This window comes from Mycobacterium sp. SM3041, from assembly GCF_039668335.1.
Classification (GTDB): Bacteria; Actinomycetota; Actinomycetes; order Mycobacteriales; family Mycobacteriaceae; genus Mycobacterium.
In genome coordinates this window covers 332,279-353,722 of the sequence record NZ_JAYXBQ010000072.1, presented here as the reverse complement: position 1 = coordinate 353,722, position 21,444 = coordinate 332,279, and the positions used below count along the sequence as shown (strand labels likewise).

The 21,444-nt window shown below is 68.2% G+C and carries 20 protein-coding genes and 1 pseudogene; 15 read left to right on the top strand and 6 right to left on the bottom strand.

The features are described 5' to 3' along the window. Positions 1-85: 85 nt before the first annotated feature. The gene (locus tag VXD91_RS24070; protein WP_020099850.1) at positions 86-517 is read right to left on the bottom strand and encodes a DUF5318 domain-containing protein; all 432 of its coding nucleotides are present in this window, start codon (positions 515-517) and stop codon (positions 86-88) included. Between the two features lie 145 nt (positions 518-662). Here VXD91_RS24070 and VXD91_RS24065 point away from each other — a divergent pair, with 145 nt between their 5' ends. From VXD91_RS24065 to VXD91_RS24020, 10 genes are all read left to right on the top strand, one after another. Beyond that, positions 663-1,517 (top strand): DUF1707 domain-containing protein, encoded by an 855-nt coding sequence (locus tag VXD91_RS24065; protein WP_346416642.1) that lies wholly within the window; start codon positions 663-665, stop codon positions 1,515-1,517. A gap of 165 nt (positions 1,518-1,682) precedes the next feature. Then, positions 1,683-2,255 carry a PadR family transcriptional regulator gene (locus VXD91_RS24060; protein ID WP_020099852.1) on the top strand — a complete coding sequence of 191 codons (573 nt, stop codon included), beginning with the start codon at positions 1,683-1,685 and terminating at the stop codon, positions 2,253-2,255. A 53-nt stretch (positions 2,256-2,308) separates the two neighbouring features. Next, positions 2,309-3,397 (top strand): inositol-3-phosphate synthase, encoded by a 1,089-nt coding sequence (locus tag VXD91_RS24055; protein ID WP_346416641.1) that lies wholly within the window; start codon positions 2,309-2,311, stop codon positions 3,395-3,397. A gap of 186 nt (positions 3,398-3,583) precedes the next feature. Beyond that, positions 3,584-4,147: an alkyl hydroperoxide reductase subunit C gene (gene ahpC, locus VXD91_RS24050; RefSeq protein ID WP_346416640.1), complete on the top strand. Its 564-nt coding sequence runs from the start codon at positions 3,584-3,586 to the stop codon at positions 4,145-4,147. A gap of 129 nt (positions 4,148-4,276) precedes the next feature. Further along, positions 4,277-5,848 carry an alkyl hydroperoxide reductase subunit F gene (ahpF, locus tag VXD91_RS24045; protein WP_346416639.1) on the top strand — a complete coding sequence of 524 codons (1,572 nt, stop codon included), beginning with the start codon at positions 4,277-4,279 and terminating at the stop codon, positions 5,846-5,848. Positions 5,849-5,881: 33 nt separating this feature from the next. Continuing rightward, positions 5,882-6,784 carry an alpha/beta hydrolase gene (locus tag VXD91_RS24040; protein ID WP_244872717.1) on the top strand — a complete coding sequence of 301 codons (903 nt, stop codon included), beginning with the start codon at positions 5,882-5,884 and terminating at the stop codon, positions 6,782-6,784. 9 nt (positions 6,785-6,793) lie between these two features. Beyond that, positions 6,794-7,576, top strand: a complete 783-nt coding sequence (locus tag VXD91_RS24035) for an LLM class F420-dependent oxidoreductase (RefSeq protein WP_212807780.1) — start codon at positions 6,794-6,796, stop codon at positions 7,574-7,576. Between the two features lie 78 nt (positions 7,577-7,654). Beyond that, on the top strand, positions 7,655-9,415 hold the full coding sequence (locus VXD91_RS24030; protein ID WP_346416638.1) for an ABC transporter substrate-binding protein/permease: 1,761 nt from the start codon (positions 7,655-7,657) through the stop codon (positions 9,413-9,415). Beyond that, positions 9,412-10,149: an amino acid ABC transporter ATP-binding protein gene (locus tag VXD91_RS24025; protein ID WP_346416637.1), complete on the top strand. Its 738-nt coding sequence runs from the start codon at positions 9,412-9,414 to the stop codon at positions 10,147-10,149. The genes VXD91_RS24030 and VXD91_RS24025 overlap by 4 nt, the downstream gene beginning before the upstream one ends. Before the next feature lie 40 nt (positions 10,150-10,189). After that, positions 10,190-10,654: a MarR family transcriptional regulator gene (locus VXD91_RS24020; RefSeq protein ID WP_346416636.1), complete on the top strand. Its 465-nt coding sequence runs from the start codon at positions 10,190-10,192 to the stop codon at positions 10,652-10,654. A gap of 10 nt (positions 10,655-10,664) precedes the next feature. Here the strand turns inward: VXD91_RS24020 and VXD91_RS24015 are convergent, their stop codons facing one another. Continuing rightward, a complete protein-coding gene (locus tag VXD91_RS24015; protein WP_061006195.1) occupies positions 10,665-12,005 on the bottom strand; it encodes a hypothetical protein in 1,341 nt (446 codons plus the stop codon). Between the two features lie 54 nt (positions 12,006-12,059). Here VXD91_RS24015 and VXD91_RS24010 point away from each other — a divergent pair, with 54 nt between their 5' ends. Further along, positions 12,060-12,725 (top strand): SDR family oxidoreductase, encoded by a 666-nt coding sequence (locus VXD91_RS24010; protein WP_133428085.1) that lies wholly within the window; start codon positions 12,060-12,062, stop codon positions 12,723-12,725. A gap of 63 nt (positions 12,726-12,788) precedes the next feature. Here the strand turns inward: VXD91_RS24010 and leuS are convergent, their stop codons facing one another. Further along, the gene (gene leuS, locus VXD91_RS24005) at positions 12,789-15,641 is read right to left on the bottom strand and encodes a leucine--tRNA ligase (RefSeq protein WP_346416668.1); all 2,853 of its coding nucleotides are present in this window, start codon (positions 15,639-15,641) and stop codon (positions 12,789-12,791) included. A 225-nt stretch (positions 15,642-15,866) separates the two neighbouring features. Here leuS and VXD91_RS24000 point away from each other — a divergent pair, with 225 nt between their 5' ends. Continuing rightward, a complete protein-coding gene (locus tag VXD91_RS24000) occupies positions 15,867-16,889 on the top strand; it encodes an LpqN/LpqT family lipoprotein (protein WP_346416635.1) in 1,023 nt (340 codons plus the stop codon). A gap of 49 nt (positions 16,890-16,938) precedes the next feature. Beyond that, positions 16,939-17,295: a hypothetical protein gene (locus tag VXD91_RS23995; protein WP_212807785.1), complete on the top strand. Its 357-nt coding sequence runs from the start codon at positions 16,939-16,941 to the stop codon at positions 17,293-17,295. On the opposite strand, the pseudogene VXD91_RS23990 reads toward VXD91_RS23995, so the two are convergent. Beyond that, positions 17,292-18,046, bottom strand: a pseudogene (locus tag VXD91_RS23990) (MerR family transcriptional regulator). The gene VXD91_RS23995 and the pseudogene VXD91_RS23990 overlap by 4 nt on opposite strands. Positions 18,047-18,103: 57 nt before the next feature. Beyond that, on the bottom strand, positions 18,104-18,724 hold the full coding sequence (locus VXD91_RS23985) for a YqgE/AlgH family protein (protein WP_318985829.1): 621 nt from the start codon (positions 18,722-18,724) through the stop codon (positions 18,104-18,106). Between the two features lie 119 nt (positions 18,725-18,843). On the opposite strand from VXD91_RS23985, the gene VXD91_RS23980 reads away from it, so the two are divergent. Together VXD91_RS23980 and VXD91_RS23975 are read left to right on the top strand one after the other, a co-directional pair. Beyond that, entirely contained in the window at positions 18,844-20,133 is a 1,290-nt protein-coding gene (locus VXD91_RS23980) for an MFS transporter (RefSeq protein WP_318985830.1), read from the top strand. A gap of 9 nt (positions 20,134-20,142) precedes the next feature. Continuing rightward, a complete protein-coding gene (locus VXD91_RS23975; protein WP_318985831.1) occupies positions 20,143-20,925 on the top strand; it encodes a TIGR03084 family metal-binding protein in 783 nt (260 codons plus the stop codon). A gap of 33 nt (positions 20,926-20,958) precedes the next feature. Here the strand turns inward: VXD91_RS23975 and VXD91_RS23970 are convergent, their stop codons facing one another. Continuing rightward, complete coding sequence (locus VXD91_RS23970; protein WP_346416634.1) at positions 20,959-21,441, bottom strand: pullulanase; 483 nt, start codon at positions 21,439-21,441, stop codon at positions 20,959-20,961. Between the last annotated feature and the right edge of the window lie 3 nt (positions 21,442-21,444).

The following is a 21,444-nucleotide window of genomic DNA, read 5'->3' as shown; positions in this document are numbered from 1 at the left end:
CGGGCGTCCCTGCGGTGCGCCGGCGCCCGGGCCTCTGGTCGCGTCGTTGTCCGATCGGCTGTGGCGTCCAGCTCCGCCCACTCCGTCACTCACTGGCTGTGCGCGCTTTCGAGCGCGCCGCCCGGGTGCCACGAGGCTTCGCCGCCTTCGGGGGACTCGGCGTCCCTAATACATATGACTTGACCAAATGATTCCAACTGCAAGTGCGGCATACCTCCACCACGTGAACCGCGAATTCGTCGAACTTGGCGGCCAGCAGGACGAGCTCCTCGGTGCTGCGGGCCGAACCCGACACCGCTCCGAGATGATCACCGAAGACCCACGACACCAATGTCAGCGGTTCCTTCCGGCAGATCGGGCACATCACCGAACTGGTACGACCATGAAATTTTGCTGCGCGCAGCAGGTAGGGGTTGGCGTCACACACCTCGGTGACGCCGGTGCGGCCCGAGTAGACCTCAGCCAGCAGCGACCTGCGCCGGAGCGCATAGTCGACCACCTGCCGCTGCAATCGCACGTTGACCAGAGTACGTCGGGCACCTGAAGGCCGATGCGTGATGGCACGCATGTAGCCGGGTTGTAGCCGGCTCGATAGGTGCGGTGGCAAAAGGGCTTGTGGCCGGGCTCACGCGGGCGCGCCACCTGACCTTTACGCTTTCCCGGTGGCCACCGCAGCGACCCGGGCGAAAGACAGCGACCGCAACGACACCTGCCAGATTCTGGACACGGCACTGGCCGACGGCCAGCTGTCCGCCGAGGAGCACCGGCAGCGCGTCGCTGCGGCCACGAGGGCCGTCACCCTCGGAGACCTGCGCTCGCTGGTGACCGATCTGCAGACCGCGAACTCATCGGTCAAGCTGCCCCCGCTCAAGACCGGTGCGGGCCGCGCGGTGCGGTCGACCGGCTGGGGCATCCTGGCCGCCGGCGCCGCGGTGATGCTCGTGGTCGGCGTCGCGATCGGCTGGGGGATCTACGCCGCGCCCGGCCAGTCCCCGCTGACCGCCGCCGAGGACCCGGGCGCCAAGCCCGACGGCGTCGCTCCCATCGTGCTCACCCCGCCGCGCCAGCTGCAGTCGCTCGGCGGGCTGACCGGGCTATTCACCCAGATGAAGAAGAAGTTCGGCGACACCACCGGCTATGAGCTGACCATCTACCCGGACTACGCGATCCTCGAGCGCCCCGACCCGGGTGAGCCGCGCCGGGTACTGCGGTACGACTACCGCGGCGGCTGGGACGATCCCGACACCACGTCGGTCAGCAGTGACGAACGCGTCGTCGACCTCGGCAAGTTCAACTTCGAGAAGATCGCCGGCATCCTGCACGGCGCACCCGAGACCCTGGGCATCAAGCGCAACGAGATCAACACCGTCTACCTGATCTTCAAGGCCGGCAAGGACACCACCGCCCCGCCGGACACCGTCGCCATCTCCATCTATGTGTCCGGGAAGTTCAACAACAGCGGCTACATCGAGCTGGATCCCGAAGGCAATACGAAGCGCATCAACTACCCCGGCTGATTCGCCGCGTGTTCGGCCGGTGTTGACGGCCGCATCGAATGTCGTTCATCTCCGTGTGCGGCTCGATTGGCCGCGTATATATCGGCGCGATACTATTGTGCGAGGTGTTGAAGCGTCCTAGCGCTCAATATGCGATGTCGTCAATTAACGTCGGGAGGTGACACTGTGCTGGAGCTGGCCATCCTGGGGCTTCTGCTGGAGTCCCCCATGCACGGCTATGAGCTGCGCAAACGGCTGACCGGACTGCTCGGCGCGTTCCGGGCGTTCTCGTACGGCTCGTTGTACCCGGCGTTGCGTCGCATGCAGGCCGACGGCCTGATCGTCGAGGACGCGGCACCGCTCGGTTCGACGAAGGTGCGTCGCGCGCGTCGCGTCTACCAACTCACCGACGCCGGCAAGCAACGGTTCACCGAACTCGTCGCGGACACCGGCCCCCAGAACTACACCGATGACGGATTCGGTGTGCACTTGGCGTTCTTCAACCGGACTCCCGCCGAAGCCAGGATGCGAATCCTGGAAGGGCGGCGCCGTCAGGTCGAGGAACGTCGCGAAGGTCTGCGCGAGGCGATCGCACGGGCCAGCAGTTCACTCGACCGCTACACCCGGCAGCTGCACCAGCTCGGGCTCGAGTCCAGTGAGCGCGAAGTGAAATGGCTCAACGAGCTGATTGCTGCCGAGCGCGTGGCAACTGCCGGACCGACGGCGCCGCCGTCACAAGGCCACGCCGACCAAACCTGAGCGCACCCGCCCACGGCGAATGCACTGAAAGAGTAGGAAAAGGAGACCGTCACATGTCTGAGTCGAATGAGGTTCGGGTCGCAATCGTCGGCGTAGGCAACTGCGCGGCGTCGCTCGTCCAGGGCGTGCAGTACTACCAGGACGCCGATGCGAATTCGACGGTGCCGGGTCTGATGCACGTGAAGTTCGGCCCGTACCACGTGCGCGACGTGAAGTTCGTCGCCGCGTTCGACGTGGACGCCAAGAAGGTCGGCTTCGACCTCTCCGAGGCCATCGGCGCCTCCGAGAACAACACCATCAAGATCGCCGACGTGCCGCCGACCGACGTGATCGTGCAGCGCGGCCCGACCCTCGACGGCATCGGCAAGTACTACGCCGACACCATCGAGGTCTCCGACGCCGAGCCCGTCGACGTGGTCAAGGCCCTCAAGGACGCGAACGTCGACGTCCTGGTCTCCTACCTGCCCGTCGGCTCCGAAGAGGCCGACAAGTTCTACGCCCAGTGCGCCATCGACGCCAAGGTCGCGTTCGTCAACGCCCTGCCCGTGTTCATCGCTTCGGACCCGGTGTGGGCCAAGAAGTTCGAGGACGCCGGTGTGCCGATCGTCGGCGACGACATCAAGAGCCAGGTCGGCGCCACCATCACCCACCGCGTGATGGCCAAGCTGTTCGAGGACCGCGGCGTCACCCTGGACCGCACCTACCAGCTGAACGTCGGCGGCAACATGGACTTCAAGAACATGCTCGAGCGCGAGCGCCTGGAGTCGAAGAAGGTCTCGAAGACGCAGGCCGTCACCTCGAACCTGACCGGCTCGCTGGCCGACAAGGTCTACGACAAGAACGTGCACATCGGCCCGTCGGACTACGTCGCGTGGCTCGACGACCGCAAGTGGGCGTACGTGCGCCTCGAGGGCCGCGCCTTCGGTGACGTGCCGCTGAACCTCGAGTACAAGCTCGAGGTGTGGGACTCCCCCAACTCGGCCGGCATCATCATCGACGCCGTGCGCGCCGCCAAGATCGCCAAGGACCGCGGCCTCGGTGGCCCGATCCTGCCGGCCTCGGCCTACCTGATGAAGAGCCCGCCGGTGCAGGTCGCCGACGACCTCGCCCGCGCGCAGCTGGAAGCCTTCATCGAGGGGTAATTTTCGACGTCAGAGTGGGCGGTCAGGTGAAACCTGGCCGCCCACTTGGCGTTTGAGGCCACGGTGCTTTCGGGACCGGTGTTGTGAGACTGGCCACAACCGCACTTTAAACTGGATTGAGTCCAAAAAATGCGGCTAAGGTGGGTACTCGTAAGAGACATCCGATAAACCCGAAGAGAGGTTCTCGTGGCCCTGATCAACAAGCAGATCAAGCCGTTCTCCGCGACCGCATACAAGAACGGCACCTTCATCCCCGTGTCGGACGCCGACATCAAGGGCAAGTGGGCCATCTTCTTCTTCTACCCGGCCGACTTCACCTTCGTCTGCCCGACCGAGCTCGGCGACCTCGCCGACCACTACGAGGAGCTGCAGCGCCTCGGCGTCGAGGTGTTCTCGGTGTCCACCGACACCCACTTCACCCACAAGGCGTGGCACGACTCGTCCGACACCATCGGCAAGATCCAGTACGCCATGATCGGCGACCCGACCCTGCAGATCAGCACCAACTTCGAGGTGCTGCGTGAAGACCAGGGCCTGGCCGACCGCGGCACCTTCCTGGTCGACCCCGACGGCGTCATCCAGTTCACCGAGGTCACCGCCGAGGGCATCGGCCGCAACGCCGCCGAGCTGGTCCGCAAGGTCAAGGCCGCCCAGTACGTGCGCAACCACCCGGGCGAGGTCTGCCCGGCCAAGTGGGAAGAGGGCGAAGAGACCCTGGCCCCGTCGCTCGAACTCGTCGGCAAGATCTAGTTCGGCACTGCTGTCAGCGGTACGGGCCCGGTCCGCCCGGCCCGTACCGCTCAACAAAACTGCTTCACCCCAACATCTTTCGGGCCGTGAACGGCCCAGCCATTCCTATCCTCGATGGAGTTGATCCGCATGCTCGACACCTCACTCGCCGGCCAATTGAAGTCCCTGCTGGAGCGGCTGACCGTGCCGATCGAGCTGGTGTCCTCCCTCGATGACGGTCCCAAGTCCGCCGAGCTCGCCGAACTGCTCACCGAGATCGCGGCGATGTCGGACAAGATCACCTACACCCGCACCGACGACGACGCCCGCCGGCCGTCGTTCGCCATCCGCCGCACCGGCACCGACGTCGAGGTCCGGTTCGCCGGCATCCCGCTCGGCCACGAGTTCTCCTCCCTGGCCCTGGCGCTGCTGCAGGTCGGCGGATACCCGTCGAAGGAAGCCCCCGAACTGCTCGAGCAGGTGCGGAACCTCGATGCCGACCTGCACTTCGAGACCTACTTCTCGCTGTCGTGCCAGAACTGCCCCGATGTGGTGCAGGCCCTGAACCTGATGGCGATCCTCAACCGCCGCATCAGCCACGTCGCCATCGACGGCGCGCTGTTCAAGGACGAGGTCGAACAGCGCAAGGTGCTCGCGGTGCCCACCGTCTTCCTCAACGGTGAGGTGTTCGACTCGGGCCGCATGACCCTCGAGCAGATCATCGGCAAGGTCGACACCGGCGCCGCGCAGCGCACCGCCGAGGCGATCGCCGAGAAGGACCCCTTCGACGTGCTGGTCGTCGGCGGCGGCCCCGCAGGCGCCGCGGCCGCAATCTACGCCGCCCGCAAGGGAATTCGCACCGGCGTGGTCGCCGAACGGTTCGGCGGTCAGGTGCTCGACACCATGGCCATCGAGAACTACATCTCCGTCCCGCACACCGAGGGGCCGAAGTACGCCGCCGCGCTCGAAGCCCATGTCGGCGAGTACGACGTCGACGTCATGAAGACCCAGCGCGGCGCGAAGCTGCTGCCCGCGCTCGATGAGGGCGGCCTCGTCGAGATCTCGCTGGAGAGCGGCGCCTCGCTGACGGCCCGCACCGTCATCCTGGCCACCGGCGCCCGCTGGCGCGCGATGGACGTGCCCGGTGAGGCCGAGTACCGCAACAAGGGCGTCACCTACTGCCCGCACTGCGACGGACCGCTGTTCAAGGGCAAGCGCGTCGCCGTGGTCGGCGGCGGCAACTCCGGCGTGGAGGCCGCCATCGATCTCGCCGGCGTCGTCTCGCACGTGACGCTCATCGAGTTCGATTCGGTGCTGCGCGCCGACGAGGTGCTGCAGCGCAAGCTGCGCAGCCTGCCGAACGTCGACATCCTGCTGAGCACGCTGACCACCGAGGTCCTCGGCGACGGCGACCAGGTGACCGGCCTGACCTACCAGGACCGCACCACCGGCGAGTCGCACCAGCTCGACCTGCAGGGCGTCTTCGTCCAGATCGGCCTGCTGCCCAACACCGAGTGGCTCGAGGGCAGCGTCGAGCTGTCCAAGCGCGGCGAGATCGTCATCGACGAGCGCGGCCAGACGTCGGTTCCCGGAGTGTTCGCCGCCGGTGACTGCACGACGGTGCCGTTCAAGCAGATCGTCATCGCCGCCGGCGCCGGTGCCACCGCAGCCCTGTCGGCGTTCGATCACCTGATCCGCACCACCGCCCCGGTCGGTAGCTGAGCGCTCCACGGCTCGGGCGTAGTGTCCGAAGACGTGGCACAGGAGATTTCTGACGACGACCTGCTGACGCTCGACGAGTTCGCGCTGCTGCCCGAGAACGCCGAGCAGATCGGTGCCGACGGTCCGCTACCAACGGTGTCGCGCCTCGACGACGGCCCGATCAGCATGCTGAAGTGGGGCGTCGCGGCACCTGAGGTGGTGTTCCTGCACGGCGGCGGGCAGAACGCGCACACCTGGGACACCGTGATCCTGGGTCTCGGGGTGCCGGCGCTGGCCATCGATCTGCCCGGGCACGGGCGGTCGGCATGGCGCGAGGACGGGGACTACGGGCCCAAGCTCAACGCGGAGACGCTGCGACCGGTGCTGCGGGCCCACGCGCCCGATGCCCGGCTGGTGGTCGGCATGTCACTCGGCGGGCTGACGGCGCTGCGGATCGCGGCAACCGAGCCGGCCCTGGTGCCCGAGCTGGTGCTGGTCGACGTCACGCCGTCGGCGCCGGAGCGCCACGAGCAGATGACGCAGGCGCAACTGGGCGCCGTCGCGCTGGTGAAGGGTGACCGGAGCTTCCCCAGTTTCCAGGCGATGCTCGACGTGACTGTCGCGGCGTCACCGCACCGCAGCCGGAACTCGTTGCGGCGCGGTGTGTTTCACAATGCCAAGCAGCTCGACGACGGTACCTGGACGTGGCGGTACGACGCGATCCGCGTCGGCGACGGTTTCGCCGGGCTGTGGGACGACGTCCCGTCGATCACCATGCCGACCACGCTGGTGCGCGGCGCCAAGTCGTACTTCGTCCACGACGACGATGCCGCGGCCTTCGCCGCCGGCGCGCCGGGTTTCCGGCAGACCCATGTGGTGGCCGATTCCGGGCATTCCGTGCAGGGCGATCAGCCGGCCGCGCTCGTCGAGATCCTGCGGGGCGTTCTCGGCGGTTAGCGTGGGGTCATGACCCTTCCCATTCGCATCGGGGTTCAACTGCAGCCCCAGCACGCCACCAACTACGGCTTCATCCGCGACGCCGTCCGCCGCGCCGAGGACCTCGGCGTCGACGTCGCCTTCAACTGGGACCACTTCTTCCCGTTGTACGGCGACCCCGACGGCGCCCACTACGAATGCTGGACCATGCTGGGCGCCTGGGCCGAGCAGACCTCGCGCATCGAGATCGGCGCGCTGGTCACCTGTAACTCCTACCGCAATCCGGAGCTGCTGGCCGACATGGCGCGGACCGTCGACAACATCTCCGACGGGCGGCTGATCCTGGGCATCGGATCGGGCTGGAAAGAGAAGGACTACGACGAGTACGGCTACGAATTCGGCACGGCCGGAAGCAGACTCGACGACCTCGCGGCGGCCATGCCGCGGATCATCTCGCGGCTGGGCAAGCTGAACCCGCAGCCGGTGCGCGAGATCCCGATCCTGATCGGCGGGCAGGGCGAGCGCAAGACGCTGCGGCTCGTCGCGCAGTACGCGCAGATGTGGCACAGCTTCACCACGGCAGCGGCCTTTCCGGAGAAGGCCGCGGTCCTCGACCGGCACTGCGCCGACGTCGGCCGCGATCCGAGCACCATCGCCCGGTCGGCGGGCGTCGACAACAGCGGCGACGGCCTGATCGCCAACGCCGAAGCCCTTACCGCGCTGGGTGTTTCACTGCTGACCGTGGGCGTCAACGGGCCCGACTACGACCTGACCGACGCCGAGACGCTGTGCCGGTGGCGCGACAGCCAGTAGCGCGAGCTGCCCGGCCGGATGAATTCCCGGCGAGCTGAAGCCGATGCATTCGGCCGGGCACCGGCTAGGTTGACCTGCGTGACCTCTTTCCTGCGTGCGACGGTAGCGATACTGGTGGCACTCCTGGTCGGCTCGCTGAGCGTGGGCGTCCCGGCCCGCGCCACCACCGACCAGTGCGCGCCACCCGGCGTGCAGAGCGCCAGCGCCCTGCCCACCAACCTGGCCACCGCCGCCCAAGGCGACGGCACCGACAAATACACGACACCCGGTACCCAGCCGCTTTCAACGGTGCGGCCGGAGACCCTGGGTCTGGGCACGCCGGGAGTGCTGACCGTCGGCACGCTGTCGGATGCCCCGCCGAGCATCTGTATCAACTCCAGCGGCCAGTTCACCGGATTCGACAACGAGCTGCTGCGGGCCATCGCCGAGAAGATCGGCCTGCGCGTCAACTTCGTCGGCACCGACTTCGCCGGCCTGCTGACCCAGGTCGCGTCCCGGCGCTTCGACGTCGGCTCGTCATCGATCACCACCACCGACGCCCGGCGGCGCACCGTCGGATTCACCAATGGCTATGACTTCGGCTACTTTTCGCTCGTCGTGCCGACCGGATCGGCCATCAGCGGCTTCGGCGCCCTGAAGGCCGGACAGCGCATCGGCGTCGTGCAGGGCACCGTGCAGGAGGCCTACGTCGTCGACACCCTGCACCTGGAACCGGTCAAATTCCCGGACTACGCCACGGTGTACGCCAACATCAAGACCCGGCAGATCGACGCCTGGGTGGCGCCGTCGCAGCAGGCGTCCGGCACGGTGCAACCGGGCGACCCGGCGCGGATCGTCGAAAACACCTTCAGCTTGGACAATTTCGTGGCCTACGCGGTCGCCAAGGAGAACAAGCCGCTGATCGACGCGCTCAATGCGGGGCTCGACGCGGTGATCGCCGACGGGACCTGGGCGCGCCTCTACGCCGATTGGGTCCCGCGGGCTCTGCCGCCGGGCTGGAAGCCCGGATCGAAGGCCGCGCCCGTGCCGCAGCTGCCCGACTTCAACGCCATCGCGGCGTCGCACGCGTCGGCGGCCCCGTCAGCCGGTCCCGCACCCAAATCGACGCTGTCCCAACTGAAAGACGCGTTCCTGGACTGGCATCTGTACCGGCAGGCCATCCCCGACCTGTTCAAGACCGGCCTGCCGAACACGCTGATCCTGACCGTAAGCGCCAGCGTCATCGGTCTGATCATCGGCATGGCGCTGGCCATCGCCGGTATCTCCCGGTCACGCTGGCTGCGCTGGCCGGCCCGGGTGTATACCGACATCTTCCGCGGCCTGCCCGAAGTGGTGATCATCCTGGTCATCGGGTTGGGTATCGGGCCGGTCGTCGGCTCGCTGACGGGAAACAACCCGTACCCCTTGGGAATTGCCGCGCTGGGCCTGATGGCGGGCGCCTACATCGGTGAGATTCTGCGCTCCGGTATCCAGAGTGTCGACGCCGGCCAACTCGAGGCCTCACGCGCGCTGGGCTTCGGCTATCCGGCGTCGATGCGCCTGGTGGTGGTGCCGCAGGGCGTACGACGGGTGCTGCCGGCGCTGATGAACCAGTTCATCTCGCTGCTGAAGGCGTCGTCGCTGGTGTACTTCCTCGGGTTGATCGCCAGCCAACGCGAGCTGTTCCAGGTCGGCCGCGACCTCAACGCGCAGACGGGGAACCTGTCGCCCCTGGTCGCCGCCGGGCTGTTCTATCTGGCCCTGACCGTTCCGCTGACCCATCTGGTCAACTACATCGACCGTCGACTCAGCAAGGGCAAGCCCGTCGCAGCCGAGATCGCGACCCAGGAGATCATATGACCACGCCGCAGGCAGTTTCCCTGGCCGCCAACGATATTCACCTGTCGTTCGATGCCAACACGGTGTTGCGCGGCGTCGACGTGGACGTCCCGGCCGGCACCACGACAGCGGTCATCGGGCCGTCGGGCTCGGGCAAGTCGACGCTGCTGCGCACCCTGAACCGGTTGTACGAGCCGGATCGTGGCGACATCCTGCTCGACGGCCGGTCGGTGCTGAAGGACAACCCAGATCAGCTGCGTCAGCGGATCGGGATGGTCTTCCAGCATTTCAACCTCTTCCCGCACCGCACGGTACTGGAGAACGTCACGCTGGGACCGCGGAAACTGAAGGGACTGGACGGCGCCGCGGCCCGCGAACTCGGGCTGCAACTGCTGGACCGCGTCGGGCTCAAACACAAGGCCGACGTGCGCCCGGCAACCCTGTCCGGCGGGCAACAGCAACGTGTCGCGATCGCCCGCGCGCTGGCCATGAGCCCGCAGGTGATGTTCTTCGACGAGGCCACGTCGGCGCTGGATCCCGAATTGGTCAAGGGCATCCTGGCCCTCATCAGCGAACTCGGGGCAGACGGCATGACCATGGTGGTCGTCACCCATGAGATGGGTTTTGCCCGGTCAGCGGCAGATTCGGTGGTCTTCATGGATGACGGCCGGGTGATCGAGACCGGAACCCCCGAGCAGATCTTCGAATCCGCCGAAACTCAACGTTTACGTCAATTTCTGGCGCAGGTTGTCTAATGCCGACCAGCATCCGGCATACACGTTAGACTATCGAACTATGTCGTCGACGGAGCCGCAGGTCGCGGACCTTGCAGGAGACCTGCAACAGGTCCTCTCCAAGCTGTTCAACGTGATGCGCCGACGCGTCGAGATCCCGAAGGACGCCGAAGCCGGCGCCGATCTGACCCTGGCGCAGCTGTCCATCCTGCTGACGCTGCTGGATCGCGGCCCCATCCGGATGACGGAGTTGGCCGCGCACGAACGGGTCCGCACGCCCACCACCACGGTGGCGATCCGCCGGTTGGAGAAGCTGGGACTGGTCAAGCGGTCGCGCGACCCTTCCGATCTGCGCGCCGTCCTGGTGAACGTCACGCCGCGCGGACTGGTGCAGCACCGCGAAGCCCTCGAGGCCCGTCGTCAGGTGCTCATCGCGATGATGGCCAACCTGACCCCCGAGGACATCGACAACATCTCCAAGGCCCTTGCGCCGCTGGAGAAGCTGGCCACCAGCAACGACGACTAGGTCTGTCGGGTCAGCCCAGCCAGTCGAGTACGGCAGCGGCGGTCCACGACTGCTGCATGCTGCCGAGCGGTTCCCCGGTGAAGGGTTCGTAGTATTCGGCGAATGTGCCGTCGCTGGCCTGCCGCAAGCCTTCCCGGCGCAGAATCGACGCGCGCTCGGACCAGCCGCGGCGGGCGAAACACCACGAGAACAGCCACGTCATCACCGGCCACACCGGGCCGCGCCAGTATTCGCGCGGCCGGAAGTCACGGGACACCGGTGACGTCGACGGGATCAGCGGGTACTTGAGGTCCGGGTGGGCGCAGAACCGCGGTCCCTCCAGCAGGCGCAGCAGCGCCCGTTCGCGGTCGTGCGGCAGACCGCCGCAGAGCAGCGGCGCGAACTGCGCCACGGTCTCACTCGGAATCCACTTGCCGGCCCGCAGATCGAAGTCCCGCGCCGCGCCGGTGCGCTCGTCGGTGGTCGCCACCACGCCTTGCCGGAACCGCTCGGCCCACGAATAGAGTTCGCGCACATCGGAATTCGGCCGCTTGTAGTCCTCGCCGATCTCGGCCAGCACCGTGCACGCCACCGACAGGATGGCCGAGACGAACACGTCCTCGACCTGGAAGCTCAGCACCTTCGGCAGCAGCGCGTCGTCGTACCGGACGGACTTCATCTCCTCCAGCAGCCACAGGTAGCGGTCGTACTCGACATCGGACGGCCGCTGGCTGGTGTCGGTGATGATCGCGTTGTCCTCGCGCTGGTACTCGGGCACCGCACCCGGAACCACGTTGGCGTACGCGCTGTCCCAGCGCGGTGAGTTGTCCATGCCGGACTCCCAGCCGTGGTACAGCGTCACCCGGCCGTGCTCCTGCGGGTCGCGGGCCTCGGCCAGCCAGCGGTGCCAGCGCACCAGGTCGTCCCACCGGCGATCCAGGAAGGCCTCGGCGACCACCCGGGTCGAGCGCCCGCGGGTACGGGCGTGGTCCAGAATCCGTTGCACCGCAATGGCATGCACTGGCGGCTGGGTGATACCGGAGGTGTCCCGGTTGCGCGGCGCGTTGACGGCCAGGCTCGACGTCTCCCACCGGGCCGGCCCCGGGAAATAGCCGTCGACGCCGTTGGCGAACACGATGTGCGGGATCATGCCGTTGGCCCACTGCGCCGACAGGAGCGTATCCAGCTCGACCACGGCACGCTCGACCGTCAGCGACGCCAGGCCGATCGATACGAACGCGGCATCCCAGCTCCACATGTGCGGATACAGCAACGGCGCGGCCGTCGTCATGACGCCCAGGTCATTACCGCGCAGCAGGTAGGCGGCGCGGGCCGAGAGCTGGGTGGGCGCGAAGCTGTGGTCGGGTGGCATCGCTGTCTATTGTGCGTCGCCGCCCGGGGATTCGCTGATCGGTAGGCTCACGCCATGCCGACCGCAATGATCACCGGCGCTTCCCGGGGCCTCGGAATGGCCATCGCCGAGGCCCTCGCGCCGACCCACACGCTGTTCCTGGCGGGCCGGCCGACGGCCGAACTCGACGCCGTGGCCGAGCGACTGGGCGCGACGACGTGGCCCATGGACCTCACCGACTACGACGGCGTCGCGGCGACGATCGAGCCGATCGTGGAACTCGACGTACTGATCCACAATGCCGGCGTGGCATACCCGGGCCGGGTCGGCGAATCCTCCATCGAGGAGTGGCGGGCCACCATGGAAGTCAATGTGCTTGGCGCCGTGGGGCTTACCCTGCCGCTGCTGCCGGCCCTGCGGGCGGCCCGGGGTCAGGTGATCTTCGTCAACTCCGGTGCCGGCCGCAGCCCGTCCCCCGGGCTGGCGTCGTACACGGCCAGCAAGTTCGCGCTGCGGGGCTTCGCCGATGCCCTTCGCGCCGACGAACCGGCACTGCGGGTGACGACGGTCTACCCCGGCCGGATCGACACCGACATGCAGTGGAACCTGGTGGCCTATGAAGGCGGCGAATACAAGCCGGAGCGCTTCCTCAAGCCCTCGACCGTCGCCCAGGTGATCGCCCAGGTCGTGGCGACCCCCGACGACGCCCACCAGCACGAGGTGATCATCCGCCCCCGCTGATTCCCGAGGGATTTGTGCACGATTTTCCGCGGTCGGCGCGGAAAATCGTGCACAAATCCCAGGTCAGGCGACGATGTTGACCAGTCGGCCGGGGACGACGATGACCTTCTTGGGTGTGGCCCCGGCCAGGAAGGCCTGCACCTTCTCGTCGGCGAGGGCCGCGGCTTCCAGCGTGGCCTTGTCGGCATCGGCAGCGACGACGATCTTGCCGCGCACCTTGCCGTTGACCTGGACCGGGTACTCGACGGTGTCGTCGACCAGGTAGCGCTCGTCGGCGACCGGGAACGGGCCGTGCGCCAGCGACTTCGCGCTGCCGAGACGGCGCCACAGTTCCTCGGCCAGGTGCGGCGCCAGCGGCGCGACCATCAGCACCAGCGGCTCGACCGCGGCGCGCGCGGTCACGCCCTCCTTGGTGAGGTGGTTGGTGTACTCGATGAGCTTGGCGGCCGCGGTGTTGTTGCGCAGCGCGGCGTAGTCCTCGTTCACGCCGGCGATGGTCTTGTGCAGCTGCTTGAGCGTCTCCTCGGACACCGCATCGTCGGAAACCCTTGGCTCACCCGTGGTTTCGTCGACGACGACGCGCCACACGCGCTGCAGGAACCGGTGCGCGCCGACGACGTCCTTGGTCGCCCACGGCCGCGACGCCTCCAGCGGGCCCATCGACATCTCGTAGACGCGCAGGGTGTCGGCGCCGTATTCCTCGCAGATCTCGTCGGGCGAGACGGAGTTCTTCAGGCTCTTGCCGATCTTGCCGAACTCCTGGTTGACCTCGATCTCGCCGTCCGGGCCGGTCCAGAAGAACTTGCCTTCGCGTTCAACGACTTCCGCCGCCGGCACGTAGCTACCGCGGGCGTCGGTGTAGGCGAACGCCTGGATGTAGCCCTGGTTCACCAGGCGGCGGTACGGCTCGCGCGACGACACGTGGCCGAGGTCGAACAGCACCTTGTGCCAGAACCGCGAGTACAGCAGGTGCAGCACCGCATGCTCGACGCCGCCGACGTAGAGGTCGACGCCACCCGGATCGCCGGCGCCGTGGATCTCGGGCCGCGGGCCCATCCAGTAGGCCTCGTTCTCCTTGGCGCAGAACGCTTCCGGGTTGTGCGGGTCGGCGTAGCGCAGCTCGTACCAGGAGCTGCCGGCCCACTGCGGCATGACGTTGGTGTCGCGGGTGTAGGACTTGAGCCCGTCACCGAGATCGAGGTCGACGTGCACCCACTCGGTGGCCTTGTTCAGCGGCGGCGACGGCTCGCTGTCGGCGTTGTCCGGGTCGAACAGCACCGGCGAGTAGTCGGGCACGTCCGGAAGTTCCACGGGCAGCGCTGAATCCGGCAGCGGGTGGGCCTGGCCGTCGGCGTCGTAGACGATCGGGAACGGCTCGCCCCAGTACCGCTGGCGTGCGAAAAGCCAATCGCGCAGCTTGAATTCGACGCGGGCCTGGCCGCGGCCGTCCGCGATCAGCTTCTCGGTGACGGCGGCCTTGGCGTCGGCGACGTTGAGGCCGTCGAGGTAGTCGGAATTGACCACTGCGCCGTCGCCCGTGTACGCGGACTCCGAAAGATCGCCACCGGCAATGACTTCCACGATGGGCAGACCGAACGCAGTCGCGAACTCCCAGTCGCGCTGGTCGTGGCCGGGCACCGCCATGATGGCGCCGGTGCCGTAGCCGGCCAGCACGTAGTCGGCAATGAAGATCGGAACCTGCTGTCCGTTCACCGGATTGGTGGCGTAGGCGCCGGTGAAGACACCGGTCTTGGTCTTGTTCTCCTGGCGCTCCAGGTCGGACTTCGCGGCGATGGCGGCGCGGTAGGCGGCGACCGCCTCGGCCGGCGTGGCCGCACCGTAGGTCCACCGCTCGTCGACGCCGGCGGGCCACGAACCGGTCAGCAGCGAATCCACCAGGTCATGCTCGGGGGCCAGCACCAGATAGGTGGCTCCGAACAGAGTGTCGGGGCGGGTGGTGAAGACCTCGATGTCGGCGTCCCCGGCGGAGAACAGCACCTCGGCACCGACGGACCGGCCGATCCAGTTGCGCTGCATGGCCTTGACCTTGTCGGGCCAGTCCAGCACGTCCAGGTCCTCGAGCAGCCGGTCGGAGTACGCGGTGATGCGCATCATCCACTGCCGCAACCGCTTCCGGAACACCGGGAAGTTGCCGCGTTCGCTGCGGCCGTCGGAGGTGACCTCCTCGTTGGCCAGCACGGTGCCCAGACCCGGGCACCAGTTGACCATCGAGTCTGAGCGGTAGACCAGGCGATGCGCGTCGACGACCTCGGCCCGTTCGGCGGCCGTCAGCGCCGACCAGTCCCGGCCGTCATCGAGAGTCCGTGCGCCGGAATCGAATTCGGCGATCAACTCGGCGACCGGGCGGGCCTTCTGCTGCGCCGCGTCGAACCAGGCGTTGTAGATCTGCAGGAAGATCCACTGCGTCCACTTGTAGAAGTCGGTGTCGGTGGTGGCGAAGCTGCGACGCGCGTCGTGGCCCAGGCCCAACCGTCCCAGCTGCCGCCGGAAGTTGACGATGTTGGCCTCGGTCCGGGTGCGCGGGTGCGTGCCCGTCTGGACCGCGTACTGCTCGGCGGGCAGACCGAAGGCGTCGAAGCCCAGGGCATGCAGGACGTTGCGGCCCGTCATGCGGAAGTAGCGGGCGTACACGTCGGTGGCGATGTAGCCGAGCGGGTGCCCGACGTGCAGGCCGTCGCCCGAGGGGTACGGGAACATGTCCTGCACGAACATCTTGTCCGCGGGCACCGGCGAGCCGTCGGTGGGTGCGAGCGAGCCGACGGGGTTCGGCACGTTGAAGGTGCCGCGGTCCGTCCACACCTGCTGCCAGTCGGCCTCGATGCGGCCGGCCAGTTCGGCCGTGTAACGGTGCTGCGGGCTGTCGGCGTCAACGGCCACGGCGGCCTCGGGACGCACGTCTGCCTGCGCATTCGGGGAATCGCTCACGTGCACAGGGTAGTCAACACCCCCGGCGCGACCTGCATCACGCCAGCCGATCGGCGTTGGTCTCGGTTCCGTTGCAGTGCGGTCAGAGCACGGTTGCAGGTGCGCGCCGGATCTGGTGGGCACTGCACACACCTACCTACAGTCAGCTGCAGTGCAACGCGTGAGACAGAAGTGAAGCGGAAGGACCGACGCCACATGTTCGAGAACGCCCGCCACTGGCGGCTTCTGGCAGGAGGTGTCGCCGCGGGCCTGGCGGGCGTCGTCGGCTTCGCAGGCAACACCGCATCCGCCGATCCCCTGCCGCCCCAACCCGTCGTCCCGGCACCGGCCACGGTGACCCAGACGGTCACGGTGCAGGCCGCCCCGGCGCCGGTGGCTGCCGCCCAGCCGGCCGGACCCGCGTTCATCCCCGCAGGTCAGCCCGCGGGCGTACCCCAGCCGGCCACGCTTCCCCAGCCCGCGGTGGCGCAGCCGGTCGTCGCCCCGGCGCCGGCGCCCGCACCCGCCATCGCCCCGGCTGCCTCGGGCACCATCGCCGAGTTCTTCCGCGCCCACAACGTCGCCATGCAGCGGCAGACCGCCGCCGGCTTCACCGCACTGAACATCGTCCTGCCGGTGCCGCCGGGCTGGGCCGCGGTGCCCGACCCGAACGTGCCCGACGCGTTCGCCGTGATCGCCGACCGCGTCGGCGGCGACGGCCTCTACACCTCGAACGCGGCGCTGCAGGTCTACAAGCTGGTCGGCGACTTCGACCCGCGCGAGGCCATCAGCCACGGCTTCATCGACAGCCAGCAGCAGGTCGCGTGGCGGTCCACCGACGGTTCGATGGCCGATTTCTATGGCATGCCGTCGTCGATCATCGAGGGCACCTACCGCGAGAACAACCTGACGCTGAACACCTCGCGGCGGCACGTCATCGCGACGTCGGGCACAGACCGCTACCTGGTGACGCTGTCGGTGACCACGAGCGCGCAGGTGACCGTCGCGTCCGGCAATGCCACCGACGCCATCGTCAACGGGTTCAAGGTCAGCGCGCCGGGTGCGCCCGCCGCGGCACCCGCACCCGCTGCCGTTCCCGCAGCACCGGCACCGGCAGCTGTTCCCGCGCCCGTCGCACCAGCTCCGGCCGCGCCGATGGTTCCCGCACCGGCCGCCGTCCCGGCGCACACCGCCGGAGCGGTACCGCTCACCGCGTCGATCCCCGGGCTGGGCCGCTGACCGGTCGCCGGTTTGGAGCGGCCGCCCGGCCGCCCCTATCCTGAGACGCATGCTGATCGCCGCCGTGCTGTGCCTGTGCGCGGCCGTGGTGACCGCGGGCGTCGGCGCCTGGTCGCTGAGCCGGCCCCCCTCGACCGACACCGTGCCGCGCGTGCTGCGCTCGGTGGCACCGATCCAACTCGCGACGGCCGCGATGCTCGCCGCCGGTGGTGTCGTCGCGCTCGTCGCGCCGCGCAGCACCGGGGTGATGGTCCTGATGGTGTGCGTCATCGGCGCCGTCGGCACCTTCGCGGCCGGCTGCTACCAGGGTGCCAAGGCCGGGGCCGCCATGATGGCCCGGGACAACGCGCCCGCCGGTGACGGCTGCGCCGGCAGCTGCGCCAGCTGCACGCTGTCCTGCAGCTAGCTCCGGTCCGCGTTCGCATGGATCGCGTCGCGACAGAAGGCCGCCAGCCCCGGCAACCCGAATGAATCATCGTAGTTGGCGACATATCTCGGGTCACTCACGTACATGTCGCCGAGATTCCGGTGGAACTCCGGCGGACAGTCGTAGAACCAGCGGTTCACGTGGAGCCGGTGCTTCTCGGCCGCATCCATCGCTTCTTCGGAGTCAGCGGGCAGGCCGGCCCGAAACGCGTCGGCGAAGGCCTTTTCCACGGCTTCGCCCTCGGACTTGATCTGAATCCAGTCATCCTTGCCGTAGGACTTCGCGCGGCGCTGCGATTCCTTCCACTCCGCGGTCTCGCCCCACTTCTGCTCGGCCTCCGCCTGGTAGTCGTCGAAGCTGTCACCGAAAAGTTCGCGCATGTCGTCGTCGGTCATGGGCTTGTTCGCCATTGCTTTCTCCAATGCCTGGTCGATTGCCTCGACGAGCTTGGTCATCTCATCGAGCCGGGACATGACGCGTTCGCGCTGGCGGACGAGATGGCTGACCTCGTCGCCGTCGGCCAGCAGACTCTCGATCTCGTCGAGAGACAGCTCGAGCCGGCGGTAGACGATGATCTGGGACAACCGCGTCAGGTCCGCCGGCGCGTAAAGCCGGTAGCCCGACACCGACGCCGACTCGGAGTCAGCAACCCGATCTGGTCATAGTGGTGGAGCGTCCGGACCGTGATGCCAAACCGCTCCGCGACCTCGCCCACGGTGAGCCCGTCCACCCGCATCTCCTGCGTCACATCGACCAGACTGGCGCCTGACGTCGCGTGAGGGTCAAGTCAGTTACGGCTCACGTCGATCGGGTGCGTCGCCAACATCGCCATGGGCATCGGCTGACGCCGTAGCACCCGCGACCACAGATCCACCCGCGGTCCCACGAGGACGTCCGACGGCAACGCCGACAGTACGATCCAGTCGTCGCGCTCGATCTCACCGTCGAGCTGACCCACCGACCACCCCGAGTAGCCCGCGTAGATCCGGACGCCCTCGACGGCGCTTTCGATCTCCTCGGGATCGGCGTCCAGGTCGACCATCGCGATGCGGCCCTGCACATGCCGCAGGCCGGGCACCGACGACACATCGACGCCGACCTTCAGGGTCGCCAGGCACAGCGCGGAATCGCGCTTCACCGGACCGCCGATGAACATCGACTTGGGTTTCTTCGCGAGCTTCGCCCACTGCGGCAGCACGTTGTAGACGGCCGTCTCGCTGGGCCGGTTCAGGACGACGCCGAGCGTGCCACCGGAGTTGTGCTCGACAATGTAAATGACGCTGCGCCGGAACGTCGGCTCGAGCAGATCGGTGTTGGCGAGCAGCAGTGTCCCCGCCCGAATCCCATGCGAGGCGGGAGCGAAATCGCGGTAATCCTCCGGTTCCTCTGACTGCGCCACGCCCTCCATCATGGCACTTGGGAGCCGTCGCCGTGACCAACGCACACGGCCCGCCGGGATATTTGTACTGTGGAGCGGGTCGCTTCAACCACGCCCGGCACTCCCAAATTCAGGACACGAACATCCCAGTGACCGCCAGCCGTCCCCACCACGTCGTCCTGCATGCGGTGCAGGCCCTACCGGACTTCCGCCGGCTGCTGGAACTGCGCGCGGTCAGCCAATTCGGTGACGGACTCTTCCAGGCCGGCCTGGTGGGCGGCCTGCTGTTCAGTCCGGAACGCCAGGCCACCCCGTTGGCCATCGCCGGCGCCTTCGCCGCGCTGTACCTGCCGTACTCGCTGCTGGGTCCGTTTGCCGGCGCGCTGCTCGACCGCTGGGACCGCCGGCAGGTGCTCATCGCCGCCAACCTCGGCCGGCTGCTGGTGATGATCTGCGTCGGCGCGCTGCTGGCCAACGCCGCGACCGACCAGTGGATCCTGTTCGGCGCGTTGATCGTCAACGGCTTCACCCGCTTCGTCTCGTCCGGGCTGTCGGCCGCACTGCCGCACGTCGTGCCCACCGAACACGTCGTGTCGATGAACTCGGTGGCGACCGCGTGCGGCGCCGTCTCGGCGTTCGTCGGCGCCAACGTGATGCTGCTGCCTCGATGGCTGCTGGGTGCGGGCGACACCAGCTCGGCCGTGGTGATCTGGTTGGCGGCGCTGGCCGTCGCGGTGGCGCTGTGGCTGTCGGTGCGCTTCCACCGCCACCTCCTCGGACCTGACGACAGCGCCCGCGCGGTCCACGGCTCGGTCGCCTACGCCGTCATCACCGGCTGGGTCTACGGCCTGCGGTCGGTGGCGAACGTGCCGACCGTGACCGCCACCCTGACCGGTCTGGCGGCGCACCGGATGGTGTTCGGCATCAACACCCTGATGGTCCTGGTGATCGTCCGGCACGGCGGCGGCGAACACGTCGCCGGGTTCGCGGTGACCGTCGTGTTCGTCGCTGCCGCGGGCCTCGGGTCGTTCCTGGGCAATGTCGTCATGCCGACGGCGGTGCGCCGCTGGGGTCGCTACGCGACCGCCAACGGAGCCCTCGCCATTGCGGCCGTGGTTCAACTCTCCGGCGTCGGTCTGCAGATACCGGTCCTGATCGCCTGCAGTCTGGTGCTGGGCACGGCCGGACAGGTGGTCAAGCTGTGCGCCGACTCGGCGATGCAGCTCGACGTCGACGACGCCCTGCGCGGCCACGTGTTCGCGGTCCAGGACGCGCTGTTCTGGATGGCGTTCATCGTCGCGATCACGGCATCGGCGGCGGTGATCCCGGACGACGGCAAGTCCTCGGCACTTATGGCCGCCGGCTCCGTGGTCTACCTCGTGGGCCTGGCCCTGCACGCGACGCTGGGCAAGCGCAGCAGAACCAGCGGTACCGTCTAGGGTGCTGCCATGGCCCCCAATGCTGCTGCCGGTGTCATCGCCGATCTGCGTGCCGAAAGTGACGACCTGGACCGCCTGGTCGCCGACCTGCCACCCGCCGAGTGGGCCACTGCGACCCCGGCCGAGGGCTGGACCATCGCCCACCAGATCGCGCATCTGTGGTGGACCGACAAGGTGTCGGTACTGGCGGTGACCGACGAGGAGGCCTTCGCCGCGACGCTCACCGAGGCGTGGAAGAACCCACTCGGCTTCGTCGACGTGGCGGCCGAAGAACTCGCGCAGACCCCGCCGGCGGAGATGCTGGCGCAGTGGCGCGCCACCCGGAACACGTTGCACGACGCGCTCGAAGGTGTCGCCGACGGCCGCAAGCTGCCGTGGTTCGGCCCGCCGATGAGCGCCGCGTCCATGGCGAGCGCACGCCTGATGGAGACCTGGGCGCACGGCGCCGACGTCGCCGACACGCTCGGGGTCCGGCGCGAGCCGACGGTCCGGCTCAAGTCGATCGCGCACATCGGCGTTCGGACAAGGGATTTCGCGTTCACGCTCCACGAGCTGACCCCGCCGGCCGAGGTGTTTCACGTGGAACTTTCCGCGCCCGACGGCTCGGTGTGGACTTGGGGTCCGGACGACGCCGCCCAGCGGGTCACGGGCTCGGCCGAGGACTTCTGCCTGCTGGTCACCCAGCGGCGGCCGCTCCGCGAACTCGACGTCAAGGCCGTCGGCGACGACGCCCAGAAGTGGCTGACCATCGCCCAGGCCTTCGCCGGGCCGCCGGGAGCGGGCCGGGGCTGAGTTCGCGCCGTTGACCCTGCGCCGCTGACAGGGTCAACGCTGGATCGCGCCGGCCGCATCGGCCGCGCCATCGCCGTCGGTATCGGACAGCTGCACATCCCACCGCCCGTCGCCGTCAGTGTCCGCGTACGCCACCGGCCCCGCCAGCACGCGGTCCGCGAGTCCGTTGCCGTCGGCGTCGATCAGCCGGTCGTCAGCCGCACCGTCACCGTCGAAGTCGACGACCGCTCCCCCGCTCTGCTCGGTGCCGTCCAGACCGAACCACCGCAGCCCCGAGCCCACCGCCCAGGTACCCGATCCGTCGTCGGTGAACGACCTGCGCGCGCCGTCGACATCGATCACGGCATGGTCGGCCCGGCCGTCCCCGTCGAAGTCGGCCAGCGCGTCGTCGAACAATCCGTCGCCGTCCACGTCCAGCCGCACACCGTCCAGCGTGCCGTCGCCATCGGCGTCCACCGCCGGCTCCCCCGGCCACCACGACGCCGACCCGTCCCCGTCACTCAGGCAATAGTCCATACC